This window comes from Actinomadura rugatobispora (assembly GCF_055379765.1).
This window is the reverse complement of the sequence record NZ_AP029191.1, coordinates 2,652,127-2,672,235: the sequence shown is the minus strand read 5'-3', so window position 1 is coordinate 2,672,235 and position 20,109 is coordinate 2,652,127. Positions and strand designations below refer to the sequence as shown.

Below are 20,109 nucleotides of genomic sequence, written 5' to 3'. Positions count from 1 at the left end.
CGGCGGGAGGTCGAACGGCATTGGACGGGATCGCGGGCGGTGACGTCGTCGTCGTGATACCTGGCATACTCGGCTCCGTTCTGCGGCGGGGGAACAGAACCGCCTGGGGGTATCGGCAGATCTTCACGAACGTGCATCGGCTGGCGGATCGGATCTCGGCGGACCTCGCCCCCGGCGGAGACCTTTTCGAGCAGATCGAGACGGCTGATGACGACGGAATCGAGCCGGTCGGGGTCATGCGCACTCTCGGCATCATCCCCGGCTTTTTCGCCATCCAGGGTTATGACGCGCTGGTGGCCGGTCTGCGCAGATGGTTCGCCGCCGATCCGGGTGCGGTGCATGAATTTCCTTACGACTGGCGGCGGTCCAACGAATACACCGCACGCCGGCTGCGATCCTTCGTGGAGTCGACGCTCCGTGAGCGCCGCTCTCGCGCACCCGGGGCGAAGGCGGTCCTGGTGGCCCATTCGATGGGCGGCTTGGTCGCCCGCTACTACGCTGAATGCCTCGACGACGAGAGACTCGTGCGCAGAGTGGTGACGATCGGTACCCCTTACCAGGGCTCGGTCAAGGCGCTGGGACTCCTGGCCAACGGATTCGTCCGCGTTGGGCCGGCGAAGCTGCGTCTCGGCGAGCTGGCCCGATCGTTCCCGTCCGTGGCGGAACTGCTGCCCACCTATCCCTGCGTCGGGCCTTCCGCGGACGAGCTGCGCCGGTTCGGTGCACTGCCCGGGATACCGGACAGTGCGTTGCGGCGGAGCAGGGACTTCCATCAGCGGATCAACGACGCGATCAGCGAGAACGGCGCCGGCCGGCCCCGCTACCACGCGGTGCTGAGCGGCCGGAACCGCACCGATCTGTGGGCCTACCCTGATGACGGGGGCGAACTCTCGCTCCGCCGCTCCGAGGGATTCCACAACGGCGGAGACGGGACGGTGCCGCGGTGCTCCGCCGCGCCTCCCGAATGGCCGGACGACTCCGGCGCGATCTTCGTTGCGGGGCGGCACAGCGGGCTGCAGCAGGAGGACGGGACCCTGCGGCAGATCCGCGGCATCCTCAGCGCCCACCCCCGGATTCCGCAGGCCGCGGGCGATGAACTGGCCATGGACGCGGAGATGTTCGTCGAACCGGGGGCTTTGTGGGAGCTTCGGTGCCGCTCGGTCGAAGGAGCCGAGAATCTCGTTCTGGCCGTGCGGATCACGGGACCGGCGGGCCCGGATTCCGGAACGACCGTGACGCCGCTGGTGTCACGCGGCGGCGGCGCATACTCCGCCCGCGTGCCGATCGAAAGGCCGGGCGTGTATTACTGGAACGTCCATGCCGAATTGACCGGAGCATCACCGGTCGAACCGGTGTCCGATGTTCTCCTCTGCGCCGCCGCGGATACTGCTATCCTTTGACAGGTTTTACCGACTCGAGTGGAGTAGCGCATGGCTGAAGATCCGCGCCCGCTGGATGTCCGCAAGTCCGACGCTCTTCGTCATCTGACGGATGACAAGGATCTCTGGATATCGTCCGGCGATATTTCCGGCATTCCCACTCTGGTGCCACTGTCGTTCTACTGGGAAGGTGCGCGCCTTTTCGTCGCCACGGTCGAGAGCAACCCCACCGCACGCAACATCGTGGCCTCGGGCCGGGCGACGGTCGGCCTCGGCCACACCAGGGACGTGGTGCTCATCGAGGCGGAGGCGAGGCCGCTCGACCCGGACGAGCTCCCGGCCGAGGCGGGCGACGCCTACGCGGCCAAATGCGGCTGGGATCCGCGCACGTCGAAGGGGTACCGCTTCTTCGAACTGGTGCCGGTGCGCATCCAGTCCTGGCGCGAACTGAACGAGCACGCCGACCGCGACCTCATGCTCGAGGGAAGGTGGCTCGTCTAACCCGCCCTCGGTGGGGCGCCGGTGGTGCGCCACGCGTCGTGAAGCACGCTCAGCGAGCACGACGGTGCCGCAGTCCTCGGGGGTCACGGGGCCGCGGCCGGGTAGGCGCACCGGAAACCGACCTCGTTGTGCCGGTCGGTCAGCAGGTCCTTTCCACGGAACGACGTGGCCAGGCAGTCCGGCGGCGAGGTCCACGTGCCACCGCGCAGGACGTGGAAGGCGTCCTTGCGGTTCATGAACTCGACCGGTTTCCGGCCCTTGAAGAAGGGGTCCATCTCCTTTCGGGTGAAGAAATTCGTCCGGGTCATCTCCCAGACGTTTCCGGACATCTGTATGGCGCCGAAGGGACTCGCGCCCGCCGGCAGCGCGTCGACGGGCAGGACCGGCTCGCCGGGATGGGTGCCGGTCACACTGGTGAGAAGCCGTTCGAGTTCGTCGATGTCCCGAATGGGACGGCCGAACGAGCGCTCCGCGTCGTTCACCCGCTCGGGGTCGAAAATGCCGCCCCAGGGATATCTGCGGCCGTCCGTGCCGCGAGCGGCCTTCTCCCACTGCTCTTCGGTCGGCAGGAAGCCTCCGGACCAGTTGGCGAACGCCCAGGCGTCATACCAGTCGATGCCGACCACGGGAAGTTCCGGACGGTTGAAACGCGGGTCGTGCCAATGGGAGGGGCGGTGGTCTCGCTCCGGTGACTGGTCCGGATGATCGAATGATCTGTCGTCCCCGATGTCTTCCAGGAAAAGCCGGTATCGCTCGTTGCTCACCACGCACCGGTCCATGCGAAAGGCGGGGAGTTCGACCACGCGGGCCGGCCCGTCGTCCCCATCGAGGCCGAAGGAGTTTGGCAGGGGTTCGGCCACTCCCATGGTGAATGGTCCCTCGGGAACCAGGACGACGTCGTCAGCGCGTATCGGCCGTGTCTTGTGAGCATCGCGCAGGGGAGAGAAGTACGCGTCCTCGACCTTTCGGAGCGCCTCGGGGTCGCGTGATCCGAATATGGAGAGAAGTGCTCTCCTGGTGAAGGCGGCACCGCAGCCGACCGGCTTGCCGGCGAAGTCGTGCCTGGTGAAGACGCTCGGCCATCCCGAGATCCGGATGAGGTCCGGCACGGCGGATCTGATGGCGTACCGCTCCACCAGCGTGATCCCGGTGAACGCGACCTGGTCGACCGGGTCGTGGACGGCTGCGACGATCGCGCTCGCGGCGCCGGGGGCGGGCAGGTGACGCTCCGCGAGCAGCCGTGCCCCGGCGGCGCGAACCGGCCATTCCGGATGCTCTCTGACGACCTGCACCAGGACTTCGAGGTCCGCGTCGGCGAGTGATCGCACGCATGCGTCGACGTCGGCCCAGAAGGCAGCGTCAGAAGAATGGTCGAATGGCTTCCGGATGTTCACGATTCCGGGTGGTCACCATTTGCTGATGGACGGTTCCCGCTCGCGGTTCTCCAGTAGCCTCATCATCTCGGTTACCTCGACCGCGTCGCGGGAGTCGGGAGTGAACGTCTGAGTCTCGGCTTCTTCGGTACGTGAGTACTCTGGCACCGGGGCCTCGCTCTCCACCTGGACCTTGACCGTGGAATCAACTCGCATCATATGTTTCGGGCAAGCATGACGTCAACAATTCACGTCTGCGGCGCCATGCGGTGGAATACCGGGGGCGTGTCAGCGGGTGGCGTTGATGACGTGGACAAAGATCCGGAAGAGAAGGCTGGCTATGCCGAGGAGAAGACCGGCGACCACGCCGGCGCGCAGGCCGACCGAGTCCGGAATCGCTCCGGCGAGCACCAGGGCGCACACAGAGAGATCGGCGAGGATGGCGGTCACGACCATCAGGGCGTACACCCGCACCCTCTGCAACGTCCAGAACCGGGCGGCGCGCGGGCGGCTCGCCAGCTCGTCGAAATACTTCGACTCCCATACGAGGGCCAGCAGCACCACAGGAAGCACCTGGGCCATGGTCCCATAGAAATCCCGCATGGCTACCTCCGCCACCATTGTCCACTTCGGGCCAGGTGATCCGGCCGTCCGAACCCGGATGAGGTGATTCCGGATGTCGGGGCCCGGGTTTCCACCTTCTATCAACCGGGGCGACTCGTATATGTGTCGAGTGACACGTTGATGATTGATCAGCCCGCTCCGGAACGTGGGCGAGACGCCCTTCGCGGGACCGGGGAGTCCTACCGGGACGCCCGCAACGGGCCGCCCCTTTCGGGGCGGCCCGTTGGTGAGTGCGGGTCGGGTCAGCGGACGGGCTCGTAGGGGACGGTGCCGTCGATGTCGATGACGTCGCCGAAGGGCTCCAGGAGGCCCTTGGCGCGGTTGAAGCGCTGCAGCCGCATGCCCTCGATGAGGTTGGTGTCCTGCGGGGTGATGGTCATCTTGACGCCGGGGAGGGTGAACGAAGGGCCGGTGTAGGTGAGGTTGCGGGTCGCCTCCATGACCGACGGCCGGTCCATCTTGGCCGCGTGGCGGACGACCCACTCGAACATGCGGCCCTGCCACCAGCCCTGCGAGGCCGTGGTGGGGTCGATCTTCGCGGTGGCCGGGGTCGAGCGGAACCACTTGAGGAAGAGCTGGTACTCCTCGCCCTTCTGATTGGCGGGGTTGGCGAGGTCGAGGCTGGGGCTGCCGATGATCAGGCCGTCCCCGGCGCCCGGCTGGAGCTTGGCCAGCAGCGCGCTGCCGACCTGGGCGGCCTGGATGATCTGGGGCTTCCAGCCCGAGGAGGCGACGTGGTTGATCGACTGCAGGGCGCTGAGGCCGATGGCGACGTTGAAGAAGACGTCGGCCTTGGTCGCGGCGAGCGTGGTGATCTGGTTGTTGACGTCGGGGTCGGTGGACTCGAACGTCACCTTCTTGACGATCTTGATGTTGGAGCCCTTGATGCCCTGCTCGAAGCCCTGCAGGTAGGCGCGGCCGAGGTCGTCGTCCTGCTCCAGGACCGCGACGGTGGCGTCCGGTTTCGTCTGCTTGAGGTACTGGCCCAGGATGCGGGCCTCGACGGAGTAGCTGATCGAGCCGGCGACCTGCCACGGGTAGCGGGGGTTGGCCAGTTCGGGCGCGCCGGTCGTGGCGAACAGCGACGGCACGCACTCCTTGGCGATGACCGGCCGCGCCGCCAGGTTGCCCGCGGTGCCGAACTGGCCGATCAGGGCGAAGACCTTGTCGTCGCCGATCAGCTGCTCGACGTTGGCCTTGGCCTTGGTGGCGGTGTACGCGTCGTCCTTGGCGATCAGCTCGACCTTGCGGGCCTTGCCGTCGGGGCCCTTGATCCCGCCCTGGGCGTTGGCGTAGCGGAAGTAGGCCTGCATGCCGTACAGCTGCGCGCCGACCGCGACGAGCGGCCCGGACAGCGGCTGGCTGACGCCCAGTTTGAGGGTCGTGTCGGTGACGCCGGTCGTGGCGTTGTCCGGGCAGTTCTTCGCGAGCGCGCTGCCGCCGGACCCGGCGTCGGCGGTGTCGCTCACCGCTCCCCCGCACGCGGTCGACAGCAGGCCGGCGAGCCCGAGGACGAGCAGGGCTCTGGGGTGGACGGTCATGGGGTGCTCCTAAGGCGTGCGGGTGGAGGAGACCAGGGGAGTGCCCCCGTCGCCGGCGGTGGGTGGGGCGGGCGGCGGCTCCGGCGGGCGGGTCAGCCGGGACGTCAGGGAGGAGAGCGCCCCCGCGGCGCCCCCGGGCAGGAAGTAGGTGACGAGGATGAGGACGAGGCCGTACACCGCGGGGGTGAGCAGCGGGTCGAGGCCCGTCCCGGCGGTCAGGTCGGGGACGTAGTACAGGAACGCGGCGCCCAGGATCGGGCCGGCGAGCGTCCCCGAGCCGCCGACGGCCATGCCGAGCAGCAGGTTGATCGACACCAGCACGGAGAAGTCGCCGGGGCTGACGAACTGGTTGCTGACGGTGAACATCCAGCCGGCCAGGCCGGCCATGCCCGCGCTCGCCGCGAACACCGCGATCTTGGTGAACGGCACGTTGACGCCCGCGGTGTGCGCGGCCAGCGGCTGGTCGCGGATCGCGACGACCGCGCGGCCGAGGCGGCTGGCGCGGACGTTGCGCACCAGCCAGAAGGCGCCCGCGGCGAGGGCGAGCAGCACCCAGTACCGCCAGGCCACGTCGGAGATCCCCAGCGCCGCGGGCGCCGCCAGGCCGGCGTCGACCGTCAGGCCCTGCGTCCCACCGGTCTGCTCGGTGAACCGGATGGGGATCTGCGGGAACACCATCGCCAGGCCCAGGGTGACCAGTGCGAGGTTCATGCCCTTGATCCGCAGTGCCGGGATGCCGGCCAGCGCGCCGACCGCGGCGGCCACCAGCACCGACACCGGGAGCGCCGCCCAGTACGACCAGCCGGAGTTCTGGACGGCCAGGGCGGTCACGTAGGCGGCCATGCCCATGAAGGCGCTGTGCCCGATGGACGCCTGCCCGTTGAAGCCGGTCAGGACGTTCAGGCTCATGACCGCGACGGCCAGGTAGAGCACCCGCTGGAGTCCCGTCACCTGGGACACGCCGACGAAGAAGGGCGCGAAGACCAGGACGGCGCCCAGCAGCCCCCAGGCCGCCCGCACGGCTTTGCTGTTCATCAGAGGACCTCCGAGGAAACCCCGGCCTTGAGGCCGGGGCGGAATCGGACCCCTGCGAAGCAGGGCAGGGAAAGGAGATCCGCCCGCTGGGGGCGAATGCCGGTTGACCAGGCACTATCCAGCATGTTTTCGCACCTGTGTTCGAGCGTGCACGCTACGCTCGCCCCGTGCCGCGCTACCGCCTGGACCCCACCAGAGAGCAGGAGCAAGCCCTGCTCTCCCATTGCGCGCACGCCCGTTACATGTGGAACCTGGCCGTCGAACAGCACGGCTTCTGGTCCCGTCGGCGGGGCGGGGCACCCGGCTACAACGAGCAGTCGCGCCAGCTGACCGAGGCCCGTGCCGAGTTCGGGTGGTTGCGGGCGGGGTCGCAGACCGTGCAGCAGCAGGCGTTGCGTGATTTCGCGCAGGCGATGAGCAACTTCTTCGCCGGTACCCACAAGCGGCCGACGTGGCGCAGGCAGGGTGTGCATGAGGGGCTCCGGCAGGTCGGCGTCAGACCGCATCAGGTCGTGCGGTTGTCGCGTAAGTGGGGTGCGGCGCTGGTGCCCAAGTGCGGGTGGGTGAGGTTCCGTCTGTCGCGGCCGGTGCCGGAGGGTGTGAGGTCCTATCGGGTGACCCGTGATCGGGCCGGGCGCTGGCATGTGGCGTTCGCGCACGTCCCCGCCCCGGTTCCCGGCCCCGGCGACGGGAGCGTGGTCGGGGTGGATCGGGGCGTGGCCGTCAGCGCCGCCCTGTCCACCGGGGATCTGCTGCGCGTCCCCGGCCTTACACCCGGGGAGGCGCGGCGCCTGCGGCGTCTGGCGCGCAGGCTGGGGCGTGCCCGGCGCGGCTCCAGCCGCCGGGCCAGGCTCAAGGCCGCGTTCGCCCGGCTGAGGGCCCGCGAGAGCGACCGCCGCAAGAACTGGGTGGAGCAGACCACCACGATGCTGGCCCGCCAGTTCGAGGTGATCGGTGTCGAGGACCTCAACGTTCGGGGCATGACCCGCTCGGCCAAGGGCACCCTCGAGCGGCCGGGACGCAACGTCGCTCAGAAGGCGGGACTGAACCGGGGCATCCTCGCGGGCGGTTGGGGGATGCTGGTGGAGCGGCTGGAGCACAAGGCGTTCGGCCGCGTGTACAGGATCGATCCTGCGGGCACCTCGCAGCGCTGCTCGGCGTGCAGGATCAGGGACCGGGAGGCGCGTGAGAGCCAAGCGCGTTTCCGGTGCCGGTCCTGCGGCTTCGCCTGCAACGCCGATGTGAACGCAGCACGCAACATCGCCTACGAGACCGAACTCAGGCTCGTGGGCACGGCGGCCGGACCGGCCGTCGCTGCGCGGGGACGCCCCGGGTTGCCGGGGCGGACGAACCGCGAACCTCAATCTGTTCTCCTCTCCTGAGGCCACGGGTTGGAATCCCCCTCGTCACGAGGGGGAGGAGGTCAAACGCGCTCCACCGAAACCCTTCCGAACAGGCCCTGCGGCCGCACGATCAGGACCGCGAGGATGAGGACGAAGGCCGTGGTGAGCTGGAGTTGCGTGCCGATGAACGAGACGTAGCCGCTGGCCAGGGCCTGCACGACGCCGACCAGGACGCCGCCGACCAGGGCGCCGGGCGCGCTGTCGAACCCGCCGACGACGGCCGCGGCGAACCCGTAGAGCAGCAGCGTCTGCATCATGGCGGGGCTGACGAAGATCGCCGGGGCGACCAGCGCGCCGGCCAGGGCGCCGATCGCGGCCGACAGGCCCCAGCCGACCATCAGCATCCGGCTGACGTCGACGCCGAGCAGCCGGCTGGACTCGGGGTTCATCGCCGCGCCGCGCATCGCCAGGCCGAGCCGGGTGCGGTTGAACAGCTCGCGCAGCAGCGCGGCCATGAGCAGCAGCACGACGATCATGCCGATCTCCCGGATGGAGATCGCGACCCCGCCGATCCGCAGCGTCCCGTCCGGGAAGGGGGAGGCCAGGCGCTGCGTGTCGGCGGTGAAGATATAGGCGGCCAGCGAGTTCAGCGCCAGGAAGAGCCCGAGTGTCACGATCATCTGGCGTAGGTGGTCGGCCGATTCGAACGGCCGGACCACCACCCGTTCGAGCGCGGCGCCGAAGAAGAACCCGAACACCACGCCGCCGGCGATCCCGGCGACGATCGGCAGGCCCAGCCCGGAGCCGGGGTCGGCGAGCTTCCAGGTGACGAACGTGCAGAACATCGCCATCTCGCCCTGGGCGAAGTTGACCAGGCCGGTGGCGCGGTAGATGAGGACCAGGGCGAGGGCGACCGAGCCGTAGAGCATGCCGTTGCCGACGCCGTCGATGAGACGCTGCAGGAAGACCGACACGATCACACCCCCAGGTAGGCGCGGCGGACGGAGTCGTCGCCGGACAGCTCCGCGCCGGTGCCCGACAGGACGATGCGGCCGGACTCCAGGACGTGGCCGCGCCGGGCGACGTTCAGCGCGACCGCCGCGTTCTGCTCGACGATGAGCATCGCGGTGCCGAGTTCGGTGTTGATGCGACCGAGTTCGGCGAACAGCTCGGTGGTGATCTGCGGGGCCAGGCCCATGGACGGCTCGTCCAGGAGCAGCAGCCGGGGCCGTGCCATGAGGGCGCGCGCGACGGTGAGCATCTGCTGCTCCCCGCCGCTCAGCCGTCCGGCGGCCTGCCCGCGCAGGGGCGCCAGCTGGGGGAACATGGCGAACGCCGTGTCGAGCGCGCCGGCGACCTCGCGGGCGGGACGGCGCAGGCCGCCGAGCCGCAGGTTCTCCTCCACGGTGAGGTCGGCGAACGTGCCGCGCCCCTCGGGGGCGTGCCCGAGCCCGAGCCGGGCGCGGGCGTCGGCGCGCAGGCCCGCGAGGTCGGTGCCGTCCAGGACGACGCGGCCGCGCGCCTGCAGCAGTCCGCTCAGGGCGCGCAGCGTGGTGGTCTTGCCCGCGCCGTTCGCGCCGAGGATGACGACGATCTCGCCCGCCCCCACGGTGAAGGAGAGCTCGCGCAGCACGGTCAGCGGCCCGTAGCCGGCGGTGAGGCCGTCGACCTCCAGCAGCGGGCTCACGCGGCGGCGCCCAGGTAGGCCGCGATCACCTCGGGGTCGCGGGTGACCTCCTCGGGGGTTCCTTCGCAGATCCGCCGGCCGAGGTTGAGGACGACGACCTTCTGCGAGATCGACATGACCATGCCCATGTGGTGCTCCACCAGCACGATCGACAGCCCGAGGTCGGCGCCGATCCCGGCGATCAGCTCGCCCAGCTCGGCCACCTCGCCGTGCGGGAGGCCGGCCGCGGGCTCGTCCAGGAGCAGCAGCCGGGGGCGGGCCATCAGCGCCCGCGCCAGCTCGGTCCGCTTGAGGGTGCCGTACGGCAGCCCGGCGGCGGGCCGGTCGGCCAGCGCGGCCAGGCCGAGCCGGTCGAGCACCTCGTGGGCCTGGCGGCGCAGGGACCGCTCGGCGCGGCGGTGGCGCGGCAGGTGCAGCGCGCACGCCCAGGCCCCGGCCCGCTCGTTCAGGTGGCCGCCGAGCAGGACGTTCTCCAGCACGGTCAGGCGCGGGAACAGGGCCAGGTTCTGGAAGGTGCGGGCCACCCCGGCGGCCGCCACCGCGTGCGCGGGGAGCGGCAGCAGGTCCCGGTCGCCGAACAGGACCCGGCCGCCGGAGGCCCGGTAGAGGCCGGTGACGCAGTTGAAGACGCTGGACTTGCCGGCCCCGTTGGGGCCGACCAGGGCGCACAGTTGGCCCTCCTCGACCTCGAACGAGAGCCGGTCCAGGGCGCGCACGCCCCCGAACCTGAGCTCCAGGTCCTCGACGATCAGTTTCGGCATCGGCCCGCCCCGGTCTGGAGGGTTCGGGCGTGCGGGCGGCCGGGCGCGGGGCGGGGTGGGCGCAGAACGGTCACGGGCATGGGGGTACTCCTTCACGTCCCGGGCGAGGGCAGCGGCAACGGGAGCGGTCCAGGTGGAACTGAAAGCAGATTCTGAAACGATGTTTCTGTGATGTCAAGCACACTGAGCGGCCGTCCGTTCCTGGCCGCGAGGATCTGATGCCATCGGCGATGGGGTCTGACATCCCATGTCAGCGTCGATATCTCCGGGCTCGGCTCCGATCCGGGCCGGATGCCCACCGGGAGGCTTCCTGTGCGTTTGACAGAACGACGTTCGATTTTCTTGGCCCCGGAGGGCGGGTGGGGTCCCGGCGATCGCTCCGCTGAACTGGGCCGCCCCCGCCGCGGCGACGGCGCCGCCACCGGATCGAGGTGGACGGAAGTGAAATCCCGTTGTCGTAGAATCGCGCGGGTGAGCCAAGACTTCTTCCGCGCGCCGATCACCTCCATGACCCCGAACCAGCGCGCCCGCCGTGAGCGGCTCACCGGCGCGGTCATCGCGATCGTCTCCGAGACCGGGCCGGAGAACCTGCAGATGCGCGAGGTGGCCGAGCGCTCCGGGGTCGCCCTCGGCACCGCCTACCGCTACTTCGCCTCCAAGGAGCATCTGCTCGCGGCGGCGTGGGCGGACTGGCACGGGCGGCTGACCGAGAAGGTCATGGCCGACCTGGCCCGCCCCGACCGCCGGCAGATCACCGAGCGGGTGCTGGACTTCGCGCTGCGGCAGATGCGGGCCTTCCAGCACAATCCGAACTTCGCGCGGCTCGCGGTCCAGGTCGAGGCGTCCTCCGATCCCTACGCCAGCGAGACCCTGGTCCAGATCGGCGAGGAGAACCAGCGGGTGATGGAGGCCCTGATGTCGGGGCTGCCTCCCGAGATCGCCCGCCCGGCCCGCATCGCGATCTCGTCCACCCTGGGCGCCGGGCTGATCAGCTGGTCGACCGGCCGGGCCACCATCATGGACACCCTGCGCAACCTGGAGGACGTCGTCCGCCTGGTCCTGCGCGAGACCGGCTGACCGTCGCCGGGCCGCCGGGCCGCGCTTCCATCGCCCTGACCTTGGAACAAGGTTCTACGGGATCGTGCCGGAAGATCGGTGCCCGTCGGGCTCGGTTCGAGCACTACATCGGGCCGGCTGGCAGGTAGAGGCACCCCCGCTCTTGCCGCGAGAGAAACCATATTCTATTTTTGACTCAGCCCGGCGTCCGCGTCCGCGGCCGCGTCGCCGGTTCCCCCGTTCCCGATGGAGGGCGACCCCATGGCACACGAACTCCCGTTCCGCTTCTTCGACTGCGACAACCACTACTACGAGGCGGTCGACGCGTTCACCCGGCACATCGAGCCGGAGTTCCGCAAGCGGACCATGCAGTGGGTCGAGATGAACGGCAGGACCCGGCTCCTGGTGGCCGAGAAGGTCAACAAGTTCATCCCGAAGCCGACCTTCGACCCGGTCGCGGCGCCCGGCGTCATGGACGAGTACTTCCGCGGCCGCAACCCCAAGTCGGCCGACCCCAGCAAGCTGATGGGCGAGCTGGAGCCGATCCGCGCCGAGTACCGCGACCGGGACGCCCGCCTGGCGGTGATGGACGGCCAGGGCATGGACGCCTGCATCATGCTCCCCACCCTCGGCGTCGGCATGGAGGTCGCGCTCGCCCACGACATCCCGGCCCTGGCCGCGGCCTTCCGGGCGTTCAACCGGTGGCTGGAGGAGGACTGGGGCTTCGCCTACCGGAACCGGATCTTCGCCGCCCCCTACATCACGCTCGCCGACCCGGCCAACGCCGTCCGCGAACTGGAGTGGGCGCTGGAGCACGACGCGCGCTTCGTCGTGATGATCCCCGGCCCGGTCGTCACCGAGTCCGGCATGAAGGCGCCCGGCGACCCGATGTTCGACGCGTTCTGGAAGCTGGCCGGTGACTCCGGCATCACCGTGCTCTACCACGGCGGCGAGACCCACTACACCAAGTTCCTCCAGGAGTGGGGCGAGAAGAGCTTCACCGAGGCGTTCCGCGCGAACGCCTTCCGCATGATCAGCTCCCCGGACCCCATGCAGGACACGCTCGCCAGCCACCTGTCCCTCGGCCTGTTCCACCGCTTCCCCAACCTGCGGATCGCCTCCATCGAGGTCGGGTCCGCCTGGGTCTTCCACCTGTTCGAGAAGCTCTCCAAGGCCTACGGCCAGGTCCCGCACCTCTTCCCCGAGGACCCTCGCGAGACGTTCAGGCGGCACGTGTGGGTCTCCCCCTTCTACGAGGACGAGCTGAGCAGCCTCCTGCGCCTGGTCGGCGTCGAGCGCATCCTCATGGGCTCGGACTGGCCCCACGTCGAGGGCCTCGCGGACCCCGCGTCCTACATCAAGGACCTGGAGAACTTCGACTACACGCCGGAGGAGTGCGAGACCGTCATGCGCACCAACGGCTGGGAACTGGCGACCCGCCGTCCCGCCTGAACGCGGCACGAGGGGGCGGGAACGGCGAGCCGTTCCCGCCCCTTCCGCCGCCCCGACACGAAGGAGCCCGCCGTGCGGCTCGGCAAGCTCAGCCTGATCAACCTGCTCATGGAGGAGGGCGAGGAGGACACCGCCGTCCTCATCGCCCGATCCGCCCTTCCGGACGAGCTCGACCTGGAACGCGACGCCGCGGCCCTGCGGGCCCTCGGGCTCGACGCCGACGAACTGCTCGCCCTGCTGCCGGCGGTCGGCGGCGAGGCGGGCCACGGCCCCAGGCGGCTCAGCGCCGAGGACGGGGCCGCGCTCGACCGCGCCATCTCCGAACGCTGGGCCGGCCTGGTGGCGAACTGGACCGCTCCACGCTGAGCGGCTGGAGCAGGCTGCGGGTCAGGGTCGGGACTCGGGGCCGGTGTCCCGGCGGGTCCAGCGGGCCGGGGCGCCTTCGGCGCGGACGCGGCCCGCGGCCTTCAGATGGCGCAGGAAGGTGTCGGTCTCACCGGCCGCCAGGGCCTGCGCGGCCATCGAGATGCCGGGCCCCGGGCGGCCGGCCGCCAGCACGCCGGCGATCTCCCAGGCGGTCAGGCCGCCGGCGTCCGGTCCGGGCACGGCCGCCAGGATCCGCTCCCCGCTTGCCGTGGTAGTGGTCCCAGACGTCCTGGTGGAGGGCGTGCGCGTCGGTGACCACGGGCCCGTGGCCGGGCAGGACGACGTCCGCCCGCACCGACCAGGTGAACCAGCGCAGCTCGGCGGGGTACGAACCGTTCGCCTGTGAGGTCGGTTGAGTGAACATGCGGGTGATCAAGTGATCCGGCTTGACGGTGTGTGTTGGTCTATGTACTTTGAGTAGCGCGATCTGGGACGCCGGGTTCGATGTCAGCGTGCGGGGCCCCCTTTCCACCGGAGTGATGGTCTGGGGCCTCCCCGTCGCCTCTGGTCGAGCCCACTTGGCCAGGTCGCGTAGGGAACCGGCCTCCCGGGAACGGACCACGCACAGGATGCGTGTCGCCGCACCGGGGTCGAGTACGCCGGGGACCAGTGCGTCCAAGACCGTTCGGGGCGCGCGGCTGAGCAACTTATGCACAGTCCTGAGGAACGGTGCGCGCCCACCCAGCATCCGGTGTGCTCCTGGAGGCGGGCGGCGAGTCCCGCGTGGTCGGGGTGGCCGTGCGTGAGCACCACGCCCTCGACGTCGGCGAGGCCGGCGCCGAGGGCGTGGAGACCGTCCCGCAGGGAGGCGAGGCTGGTGTCGTCCCAGCCGGCGTCCACCAGGACGAACCGGCCTCCCGACTCGATCGCGTAGACGTTCACCGTCGGCGGCACGTTCCGCTCCACGACGACCGGCAGCCGCCACACGCCGGGCACCGGTTCCTGGAGCGCGCCGCGCTCCCGGTCTCCGGACGGCCGCACGGTGGCGCCGGTCATCGCCGTCCCGCCGGGGCGGTGCCGTTCAACGCGGCGGCCGGGCGTCGCCGGTCCGGCCGTCGCCGAACGACGTGTCGCGTTCGCTGAGCGCCTTGGTGAGGCCCTTCTCCTGCGCGGACGCCATGAACGCCTTGAAGCCGTCGTTGTGGACGGCCAGCGCCGACAGCTCGGTCCCGGCGCGCAGCGCGTCCCGCAGGCCCATGCGCTCCATCGCCCGGTGCACCGTGCGCTTGTTGGCCTGCAGGACGTCCGCCGGGATCTGCGCGACGCGCTGCGCCCGCTCCAGCACGTGTTCCTCCAGTTCGGCGGCCGGGTAGGCGCGGTTGGCGAAGCCGTGCTCCACCGCCTCGGCGCCGCTCATCGAGTCGCCCGTGAGCATGAACTCCATGGCCTTGCGCATGCCGAGCAGCCATGCCTGGTACTGCATGTCCGGCACGCCGAACCGCACCGCCGGGTAGCCGATCTTGGCGTCCTCGGCGACGTAGACCAGGTCGCATCCGGTGGCCAGCTCCGACCCTCCGGCCAGGCAGTGCCCGTGCACCTGGGCGATCACCGGCTTGTCCAGGTCCCAGATGCCGGTCCAGCGGTCGACCACGGTCCGCTGGAACGCGCCCTGCCCGCCGCCCTCGGTCGCGTACTCGCCGGGCTCGGGCGCCAGGTCGTAGCCCGCCGAGAACGAGGTTCCGGCGCCCCGGACGATCTGCACCCGGACCTCCGGGTCCCGGTCGCCCTCGCGCAGGGCGTCGATGACCTCCCGCTGCAGCGTGGCGTTCAGCGCGTTCCGCTTCTCCGGGCGATTAAGCGTGACGCGCCTGACGTAGGGCGCCGGGGTGTCGACCAGGACCAGCTTGTAACTCACCATCACTCCGATCCGTGCGGGCGGGGGAGAGCCCTCCCGCGGCCGGGACGCGCCGTGCGCGTGTGCCGCGAGAGGGCCAAGTGTGAAACGTGATTCTATCGGGGGCCGGCCGCGTGCTCCTCTTCGAGCCTGCGCTTCATGACCTTGCCCGTCTCGTTGTAGGGGAGCGCGTCGCGGAACTCCACGTGGGCGGGCACCTTGAACGCGGCCAGCGTCTGCGCCGCCCACTCCCGCACCCCCTCGGCCGTCAGCGCGCTCCCCTCCTCGCGGACGACGTACGCCTTCACCTCCCGGCCGAGGACCCTGTCCGGCACCCCGACCACGGCCGCCTCGACGATCTCGGGATGTTCGACGAGGCGGTACTCGATCTCGATCGGGTAGATGTTCTCCCCGCCCCGCAGGATCAGGTCGCGGATGCGGCTCTCCAGGTAGAGCAGGCCGTCCTCGATGCGCCCGTAGTCGCCGGTGCGGTACCACCGCTCCGCGTCGAGCACCCCGGCCGTCGCCTCCGGGTCGCGCCAGTAGCCCAGGAAGACCCCCGGCCCCTGGATGTGGATCTCGCCGACCTCGCCCTCGGGCAGCGGCCGCCCGTCCTCGCGCACCTGCACCCGCACGGTGGGCACCGCCGCGCCGACCGAGCCGGGGTGCTCCTCCAGCAGGGAGCCGGTGCACAGGGTGCCCGTGCCGAGGGTCTCGGTCATCCCGTAGCCGTTGCCCAGCTGGACCCCGGGCATCGTCTCCCGGACGTGCCGCATCAGCTCCGGCGGGAAGATCGCGCCGCCGCTGCCGACCATCGTGACCTGCGCCGTCCGGAAGGACGCGAAGTCCGGGTGGGCCAGCATCCGCCAGAAGTGGGTCGGGACGCCGCTCCACTGCGTGATCCCGTGCTCGTGCGTGAGCCGCAGCGCGCGCTCGGGATCCCACCGTCCCGGACCGGGGAAGACCAGCTTCAGCCCGGCCATCGGCGCGACCGCCATCGTGACCCCGGCCCCCGAGACGTGGAACAGCGGGCTGACGATCAGCGACGCCCGCTGCGCGCCGTCCGGGACCTGGCGGTAGCGGTGCCCGTCGAGCAGGGCGGTGGTCGCGCCGCCGAGCGCGCCGTGCTGGTTGAAGAAGACGAAGTTGCGGTGGGAGATGGTCGCGCCCTTGGGGCGGCCGGTGGTGCCGCTGGTGAACATGATCGCGGCGGGGTCGTCCTCGTCCACCGCGACGCCGGGCAGCGCGCCGGGAGGATCGGCCAGCCCGGTGGCGGCCGCGTGCAGCTCCTCCAGCGGCACGTGCGGCACCCCCGCCGTCCCGGACCACGGCGTGGCCGACGCCCGCTCCATCGGGGCGCCGGACCCGAGGACGAGCGCGGGCTCGGTCAGCGCCAGGCCGTGGTCCATCTCCGCAGGCGTCCACCAGCCGTTCAGCCCGACCAGGATCGCGCCGAGCGACACCGTCGCCCAGTACGCCAGGACGTACTCCAGCGTGTTGGGGGCGGCGACCGCGACCCGGTCGCCCTTGCCGATGCCGTGGCGGCCGGCGAGGACCTCGGCGTAGGCGGCCGCGAGCCGGTACGCCTCGGCGAAGGTGACGGTCCGCGGCTCCGGCCCGTCGAACACCAGGTAGGGCAGGTCGGGCGTGGTGGCGCGGGCGTGGGCGAGCTGCGCCGCCAGGTTCGGCGACCGCCGCGCGAACACCTCGACGGGCGTGCCGAGCACGTCCTCCGTGGTGCGCTCGAACGGGGCGCCCGGACCGCACAGCGCGGTCCGGGCGTCCTCGGGCAGCCGCCGGTCGCCGGGCCAGGTGAGCGTGACCGGGGCCGGGGCGCCGCGGTCGTCGGAATCGTGCAGGGCGGTGGTCACGGTGTCCTCCGGGGGTGGGGGAGAGTTCGGTGGACCTGCGGGCCCGGGACGGCGGCTCACCCGCGCGGCAGGCCGAGGATCCGCTCGGAGATCACGTTCAGCTGGATCTCCACCGTGCCGCCCCCGATGAGCTGCGGGGGGACCGAGAGATAGGCGTGCACGACCTCGTCGTCGGTGCCGTCCCGCGCCGCCGACGCGCCCGCCCACTCCAGCGCGGTGTCGGCGATCGCGGTGGTCTGCAGGGCCGCGGCGACCTTCAGCACGCTCGCCTCGGCTCCCGGCTTCAGGCCGGAGACGCTGCGCAGCGTGGACCGCAGCCCCATCGCCGACAGCGCCTGCGTGGTGGCCGTCAGCCTGCCGTACGAGCGCAGCACGCCGTCGTCGCCGGGCGCCCCCGCGGCCCGCGCCAGCTTGGGGACGTCCAGGGTGGTGACCCGCATCGCGCTGATGCTGACCCGCTCGTTGCCCAGGGTCGTGCGCGCGAGCGTCCAGCCTTGGCCGGGCTCCCCCACCAGCCGCGCGTCCGGGACGAACACCTCGTCGAGGAAGACCTCGTTGAACATGTAGCCGCCGTTGGCCTCGCGCAGCGGGCGCACGTCCACGCCCTCCGACGCCATGTCCACCAGGAAGTAGGACAGGCCCTTGTGCTTGGGCGCCTCGGGGTCCGTGCGCGCCAGGCAGATCCCCCAGTCCGCCTCGTGCGCGCTGGACGTCCAGACCTTCTGGCCGCTGATCCGCCAGCCGCCGTCCACCTTGACCGCGCGGGTCGTCAGCGAGGCCAGGTCCGAGCCCGCGCCCGGCTCGCTGAACAGCTGGCACCAGGTGAGCTCGTCCCGCAGCGTCGCGGGGACGAACGCCTCCACCTGCTCCGCGGTCCCGTAGGCGATGATCGTCGGCAGCGCCCATTCGCCGATCACCGTGCCCGGCTGCTCGATCCCCGCGCGCTCGTACTCCTGGGCGATGACGATCTGCTGGAGCGGGGTGGCCCGCAGCCCGTGGGGAGCCGGGTACTGCGGTGCCACCAGGCCGCTGCCGGCCAGGAACACGCGCCGCTCGCGGCCCTCCAGCGCGGCCGCCTCGCCCAGGATGCCCGCGATCCGGTCGCGGAACGCCCCGTCCTCGTCGGGGAGTTCGAGGTCGAACCGCCGCTCGGCGGTGAGCGCCGCCCTGCCGAGCCGCCGCTCCCAGACGGCCGAGGGGCCGAGCAGCGCCCCCAGCGAGATGCCTCGCCGCCAGGCGAGGTGCGCGTCGTGCTCCCAGGTGTAGCCGATGCCGCCGAGCAGCGTGATGGTCTCCAGGCCCAGCCGCCGCGCGGCCGGGACGCAGACCAGCGCCGCCGCGGCGGCCGCGAGCTCCAGCTGCCCGGACGGCCCGCCCAGCGCGCGCGCCGCGTCCCAGGCGGCGGCCTTCATCGTCTCCAGCTCGATGAACATGCGGGCGCACTTGTGCTTGATCGCCTGGAAGGAGCCGACCGGGCGGCCGAACTGCTCGCGCGTCCGGACGTAGTCCACCCCCGTCTCCAGGCACCAGGTCACCAGCCCGACGGCTTCGGCGGCGCCCAGGGCGGCGGTGACGAGCAGGGCGCGGTCCCGGTCCACGGCGGCGACCTGGTCGGCGGCGACCTCGTGGCCGTCCAGGGTGACGCGGCCCAGGCCACGGGTCAGATCGACGCCGGGGAGGGTCGCCACGTCGCCGGGCGAAAGCCGCTCGGCCTCGACGAGGAACCAGACCTCCCCGTCCCCGCCCTCGGCCGCCGCCGGCAGGAGGAACAGCCCGGCACCGGACGGCGACAGCAGAAGGCCGCTGGTGCCGGTGACGCGGTAGCCGTTGTTCGTGCGGCGCGCGGTCAGCGTGCCGGCGTCCAGCGCGACCGTGCCCCGGGCGCCCTCGGCGAAGCGCTTCACAACCGTCTCGGGCGCGCGGCCGTCCACGGCCCACGTCAGGATCGCGCTCGTGACCACGGTGGGGAGGACGCCGCCGGGGCACAGGCCCCGTGCCAGCTCCGCCACCACGACGGCCAGGTCCACGCCGCCGCCCCCGGCACCGCCCGCCTCCTCGGGAAGGTGCAGCGCCGTCAGCCCCTGGGACGCCAGGGCGTCCCAGCCGGCGGGCACCTCCCCGGCCCCGAACCGCTCCAGCCCGGCGCGCGTCTCTGCGCGCGGCGCGTGGCGGGCGGCGAAGCCGGCGACCGCGGTCGCGAGATCGTGCTGCTCTTCGGTGAGTCCCAGCGTCATGATCACTCCTACCGGTCGAGCTTGAGGACGCGGCGGGCGTTCTCGTGCAGGAACCTGGGCCACACGTGGTCGCGGAACGGCACCCGCGGCATCGCCTCGAAGATCCGCTCCAGGGACAGCCCCATCGGGAAGTAGCCGCCGTAAATGATCTTGTCCGCGCCGCGGGTGTTGGCGTAGTCCACGATCGCCCTGGGGTAGTACTTCGGCGAGAACGCGCTGGTGGAGTAGTGCAGGCCGGGCCACTTGAGCATCAGCTTCACGGCCAGGTCGGTCCACGGCTCGCAGCCGTGCCGGGTGACCATGACCAGCTCGGGGAAGTCGAACATCACCTCGTCGATCAGCTCGACCCGCTGCGGCGCCATCGGCAGCCGGGGGCCGGGCACCCCCGCGCAGATGAAGATCGGGATGTCCAGCTCCACGCACTTGGCGTAGAACGGGTACATCTTCTTGTCGTTGATCGCGACCTGCGGGAACGTCCCCGAGGGGAAGGCGCCGACCGCCCGGATCCCGAACTCCTCGTACTCCCGGACCATCTTCCGGACGCCGTCCATGCCGGTGTTGGGGTCGACGCTCCCCGAGGCGACGAACCGGTCCGGATACCGCTTCAGCGCGTCCCGGGAGACCTCGCCGTCCACCCCGATCAGGCCCCGCTCGATGCCGTGCCGGTCCATCCCGCCGAGCGTCACGCCGATCGGGTCGCCGGGCGGCAGGTCCTTGGGGACCTCCTTGAACATGTACTCCGCGGGGAACTCCATCTCCTCGCGGGAGGCGGTGTCCTTGGTCTGGGCGCGGATGAAGTCGTAACGGGACGTGCCCTCCTCGGGGAAGGCGATCATCGTGTCGATGACGGGGACGCCTGCGGGATACGCCATGAAGGCTCCTCTCCGGCTCTGCGCGGACGCGACGCGCGCGGGCCCGGCCCCTCCGCCGGACGACCCGCCAGCACGTGAAACCAGATTCTGAAACAGTGTTCTAACTATGTCAAGGGTCAC

19 protein-coding genes are annotated in these 20,109 nt (G+C 71.1%); 6 read left to right on the top strand and 13 right to left on the bottom strand.

Going from position 1 to position 20,109, the window contains the following annotated elements; all coding sequences use genetic code 11:
• Nucleotides 1-20 precede the first annotated feature (20 nt).
• Nucleotides 21-1,400, top strand: a complete 1,380-nt coding sequence (locus ACZ466_RS11020) for a lipase family alpha/beta hydrolase (RefSeq protein WP_378287161.1) — start codon at nucleotides 21-23, stop codon at nucleotides 1,398-1,400.
• 30 nt (nucleotides 1,401-1,430) lie between these two features.
• Nucleotides 1,431-1,880, top strand: coding sequence for a pyridoxamine 5'-phosphate oxidase family protein (locus ACZ466_RS11015; protein ID WP_378287162.1), 450 nt, complete (start codon nucleotides 1,431-1,433; stop codon nucleotides 1,878-1,880).
• An 83-nt stretch (nucleotides 1,881-1,963) separates the two neighbouring features.
• Here the strand turns inward: ACZ466_RS11015 and ACZ466_RS11010 are convergent, their stop codons facing one another.
• The 4 genes from ACZ466_RS11010 to ACZ466_RS10995 form a co-directional block, all read right to left on the bottom strand.
• Nucleotides 1,964-3,274 carry a formylglycine-generating enzyme family protein gene (locus tag ACZ466_RS11010; protein ID WP_464043364.1) on the bottom strand — a complete coding sequence of 437 codons (1,311 nt, stop codon included), beginning with the start codon at nucleotides 3,272-3,274 and terminating at the stop codon, nucleotides 1,964-1,966.
• 267 nt (nucleotides 3,275-3,541) lie between these two features.
• Nucleotides 3,542-3,856: a hypothetical protein gene (locus ACZ466_RS11005; RefSeq protein ID WP_378287164.1), complete on the bottom strand. Its 315-nt coding sequence runs from the start codon at nucleotides 3,854-3,856 to the stop codon at nucleotides 3,542-3,544.
• Between the two features lie 263 nt (nucleotides 3,857-4,119).
• Nucleotides 4,120-5,418, bottom strand: a complete 1,299-nt coding sequence (locus ACZ466_RS11000) for an ABC transporter substrate-binding protein (RefSeq protein WP_378287165.1) — start codon at nucleotides 5,416-5,418, stop codon at nucleotides 4,120-4,122.
• A 9-nt stretch (nucleotides 5,419-5,427) separates the two neighbouring features.
• Complete coding sequence (locus ACZ466_RS10995; RefSeq protein WP_378287166.1) at nucleotides 5,428-6,453, bottom strand: branched-chain amino acid ABC transporter permease; 1,026 nt, start codon at nucleotides 6,451-6,453, stop codon at nucleotides 5,428-5,430.
• A 167-nt stretch (nucleotides 6,454-6,620) separates the two neighbouring features.
• On the opposite strand from ACZ466_RS10995, the gene ACZ466_RS10990 reads away from it, so the two are divergent.
• Nucleotides 6,621-7,835, top strand: a complete 1,215-nt coding sequence (locus ACZ466_RS10990; RefSeq protein ID WP_378287167.1) for an RNA-guided endonuclease InsQ/TnpB family protein — start codon at nucleotides 6,621-6,623, stop codon at nucleotides 7,833-7,835.
• Between the two features lie 41 nt (nucleotides 7,836-7,876).
• Here the strand turns inward: ACZ466_RS10990 and ACZ466_RS10985 are convergent, their stop codons facing one another.
• Genes ACZ466_RS10985 through ACZ466_RS10975 form a run of 3 tightly spaced genes read right to left on the bottom strand, consistent with a single transcriptional unit; the run spans nucleotide 7,877 to nucleotide 10,244 of the window.
• Complete coding sequence (locus ACZ466_RS10985; RefSeq protein ID WP_378287168.1) at nucleotides 7,877-8,770, bottom strand: branched-chain amino acid ABC transporter permease; 894 nt, start codon at nucleotides 8,768-8,770, stop codon at nucleotides 7,877-7,879.
• Nucleotides 8,771-8,772: 2 nt separating this feature from the next.
• The gene (locus tag ACZ466_RS10980) at nucleotides 8,773-9,483 is read right to left on the bottom strand and encodes an ABC transporter ATP-binding protein (protein ID WP_378287169.1); all 711 of its coding nucleotides are present in this window, start codon (nucleotides 9,481-9,483) and stop codon (nucleotides 8,773-8,775) included.
• Nucleotides 9,480-10,244, bottom strand: a complete 765-nt coding sequence (locus ACZ466_RS10975; RefSeq protein ID WP_378287170.1) for an ABC transporter ATP-binding protein — start codon at nucleotides 10,242-10,244, stop codon at nucleotides 9,480-9,482. The genes ACZ466_RS10980 and ACZ466_RS10975 overlap by 4 nt, the downstream gene beginning before the upstream one ends.
• Before the next feature lie 471 nt (nucleotides 10,245-10,715).
• Between ACZ466_RS10975 and ACZ466_RS10970 the strand changes: the two genes are divergently transcribed.
• The 3 genes from ACZ466_RS10970 to ACZ466_RS10960 all read left to right on the top strand — a co-directional run bounded on the left by ACZ466_RS10970 (nucleotide 10,716) and on the right by ACZ466_RS10960 (nucleotide 13,118).
• On the top strand, nucleotides 10,716-11,321 hold the full coding sequence (locus ACZ466_RS10970) for a TetR family transcriptional regulator (protein WP_378287171.1): 606 nt from the start codon (nucleotides 10,716-10,718) through the stop codon (nucleotides 11,319-11,321).
• Between the two features lie 240 nt (nucleotides 11,322-11,561).
• Nucleotides 11,562-12,752: an amidohydrolase family protein gene (locus tag ACZ466_RS10965; protein WP_378287172.1), complete on the top strand. Its 1,191-nt coding sequence runs from the start codon at nucleotides 11,562-11,564 to the stop codon at nucleotides 12,750-12,752.
• A gap of 72 nt (nucleotides 12,753-12,824) precedes the next feature.
• A complete protein-coding gene (locus ACZ466_RS10960; RefSeq protein ID WP_378287173.1) occupies nucleotides 12,825-13,118 on the top strand; it encodes a hypothetical protein in 294 nt (97 codons plus the stop codon).
• A gap of 21 nt (nucleotides 13,119-13,139) precedes the next feature.
• Here the strand turns inward: ACZ466_RS10960 and ACZ466_RS10955 are convergent, their stop codons facing one another.
• The 6 genes from ACZ466_RS10955 to ACZ466_RS10930 form a co-directional block, all read right to left on the bottom strand.
• The gene (locus ACZ466_RS10955; protein ID WP_378287174.1) at nucleotides 13,140-13,358 is read right to left on the bottom strand and encodes a hypothetical protein; all 219 of its coding nucleotides are present in this window, start codon (nucleotides 13,356-13,358) and stop codon (nucleotides 13,140-13,142) included.
• A gap of 267 nt (nucleotides 13,359-13,625) precedes the next feature.
• The gene (locus ACZ466_RS10950; RefSeq protein ID WP_464043359.1) at nucleotides 13,626-14,174 is read right to left on the bottom strand and encodes an MBL fold metallo-hydrolase; all 549 of its coding nucleotides are present in this window, start codon (nucleotides 14,172-14,174) and stop codon (nucleotides 13,626-13,628) included.
• Between the two features lie 25 nt (nucleotides 14,175-14,199).
• Nucleotides 14,200-15,036: an enoyl-CoA hydratase-related protein gene (locus ACZ466_RS10945; protein WP_378290211.1), complete on the bottom strand. Its 837-nt coding sequence runs from the start codon at nucleotides 15,034-15,036 to the stop codon at nucleotides 14,200-14,202.
• Nucleotides 15,037-15,128: 92 nt separating this feature from the next.
• On the bottom strand, nucleotides 15,129-16,883 hold the full coding sequence (locus tag ACZ466_RS10940; protein WP_378290213.1) for a class I adenylate-forming enzyme family protein: 1,755 nt from the start codon (nucleotides 16,881-16,883) through the stop codon (nucleotides 15,129-15,131).
• A gap of 56 nt (nucleotides 16,884-16,939) precedes the next feature.
• Entirely contained in the window at nucleotides 16,940-19,117 is a 2,178-nt protein-coding gene (locus ACZ466_RS10935) for an acyl-CoA dehydrogenase (protein ID WP_378290215.1), read from the bottom strand.
• A gap of 8 nt (nucleotides 19,118-19,125) precedes the next feature.
• On the bottom strand, nucleotides 19,126-19,989 hold the full coding sequence (locus ACZ466_RS10930; RefSeq protein WP_378290217.1) for an amidohydrolase family protein: 864 nt from the start codon (nucleotides 19,987-19,989) through the stop codon (nucleotides 19,126-19,128).
• Nucleotides 19,990-20,109 lie beyond the last annotated feature (120 nt).

What these genes read in the sequence shown, in the direction of transcription:
- ACZ466_RS11000 (WP_378287165.1), bottom strand. Translation starts at nt 5,418, where the DNA reads ATGACCGTCCACCCCAGAGCCCTGCTCGTCCTCGGGCTCGCCGGCCTG.
- ACZ466_RS10945 (WP_378290211.1), bottom strand. Translation starts at nt 15,036, where the DNA reads ATGGTGAGTTACAAGCTGGTCCTGGTCGACACCCCGGCGCCCTACGTC.
- ACZ466_RS11005 (WP_378287164.1), bottom strand. Translation starts at nt 3,856, where the DNA reads ATGCGGGATTTCTATGGGACCATGGCCCAGGTGCTTCCTGTGGTGCTG.
- ACZ466_RS10975 (WP_378287170.1), bottom strand. Translation starts at nt 10,244, where the DNA reads ATGCCGAAACTGATCGTCGAGGACCTGGAGCTCAGGTTCGGGGGCGTG.
- ACZ466_RS10950 (WP_464043359.1), bottom strand. Translation starts at nt 14,174, where the DNA reads ATGACCGGCGCCACCGTGCGGCCGTCCGGAGACCGGGAGCGCGGCGCG.
- ACZ466_RS10965 (WP_378287172.1), top strand. Translation starts at nt 11,562, where the DNA reads ATGGCACACGAACTCCCGTTCCGCTTCTTCGACTGCGACAACCACTAC.
- ACZ466_RS10930 (WP_378290217.1), bottom strand. Translation starts at nt 19,989, where the DNA reads ATGGCGTATCCCGCAGGCGTCCCCGTCATCGACACGATGATCGCCTTC.
- ACZ466_RS10935 (WP_378290215.1), bottom strand. Translation starts at nt 19,117, where the DNA reads ATGACGCTGGGACTCACCGAAGAGCAGCACGATCTCGCGACCGCGGTC.
- ACZ466_RS10995 (WP_378287166.1), bottom strand. Translation starts at nt 6,453, where the DNA reads ATGAACAGCAAAGCCGTGCGGGCGGCCTGGGGGCTGCTGGGCGCCGTC.
- ACZ466_RS11015 (WP_378287162.1), top strand. Translation starts at nt 1,431, where the DNA reads ATGGCTGAAGATCCGCGCCCGCTGGATGTCCGCAAGTCCGACGCTCTT.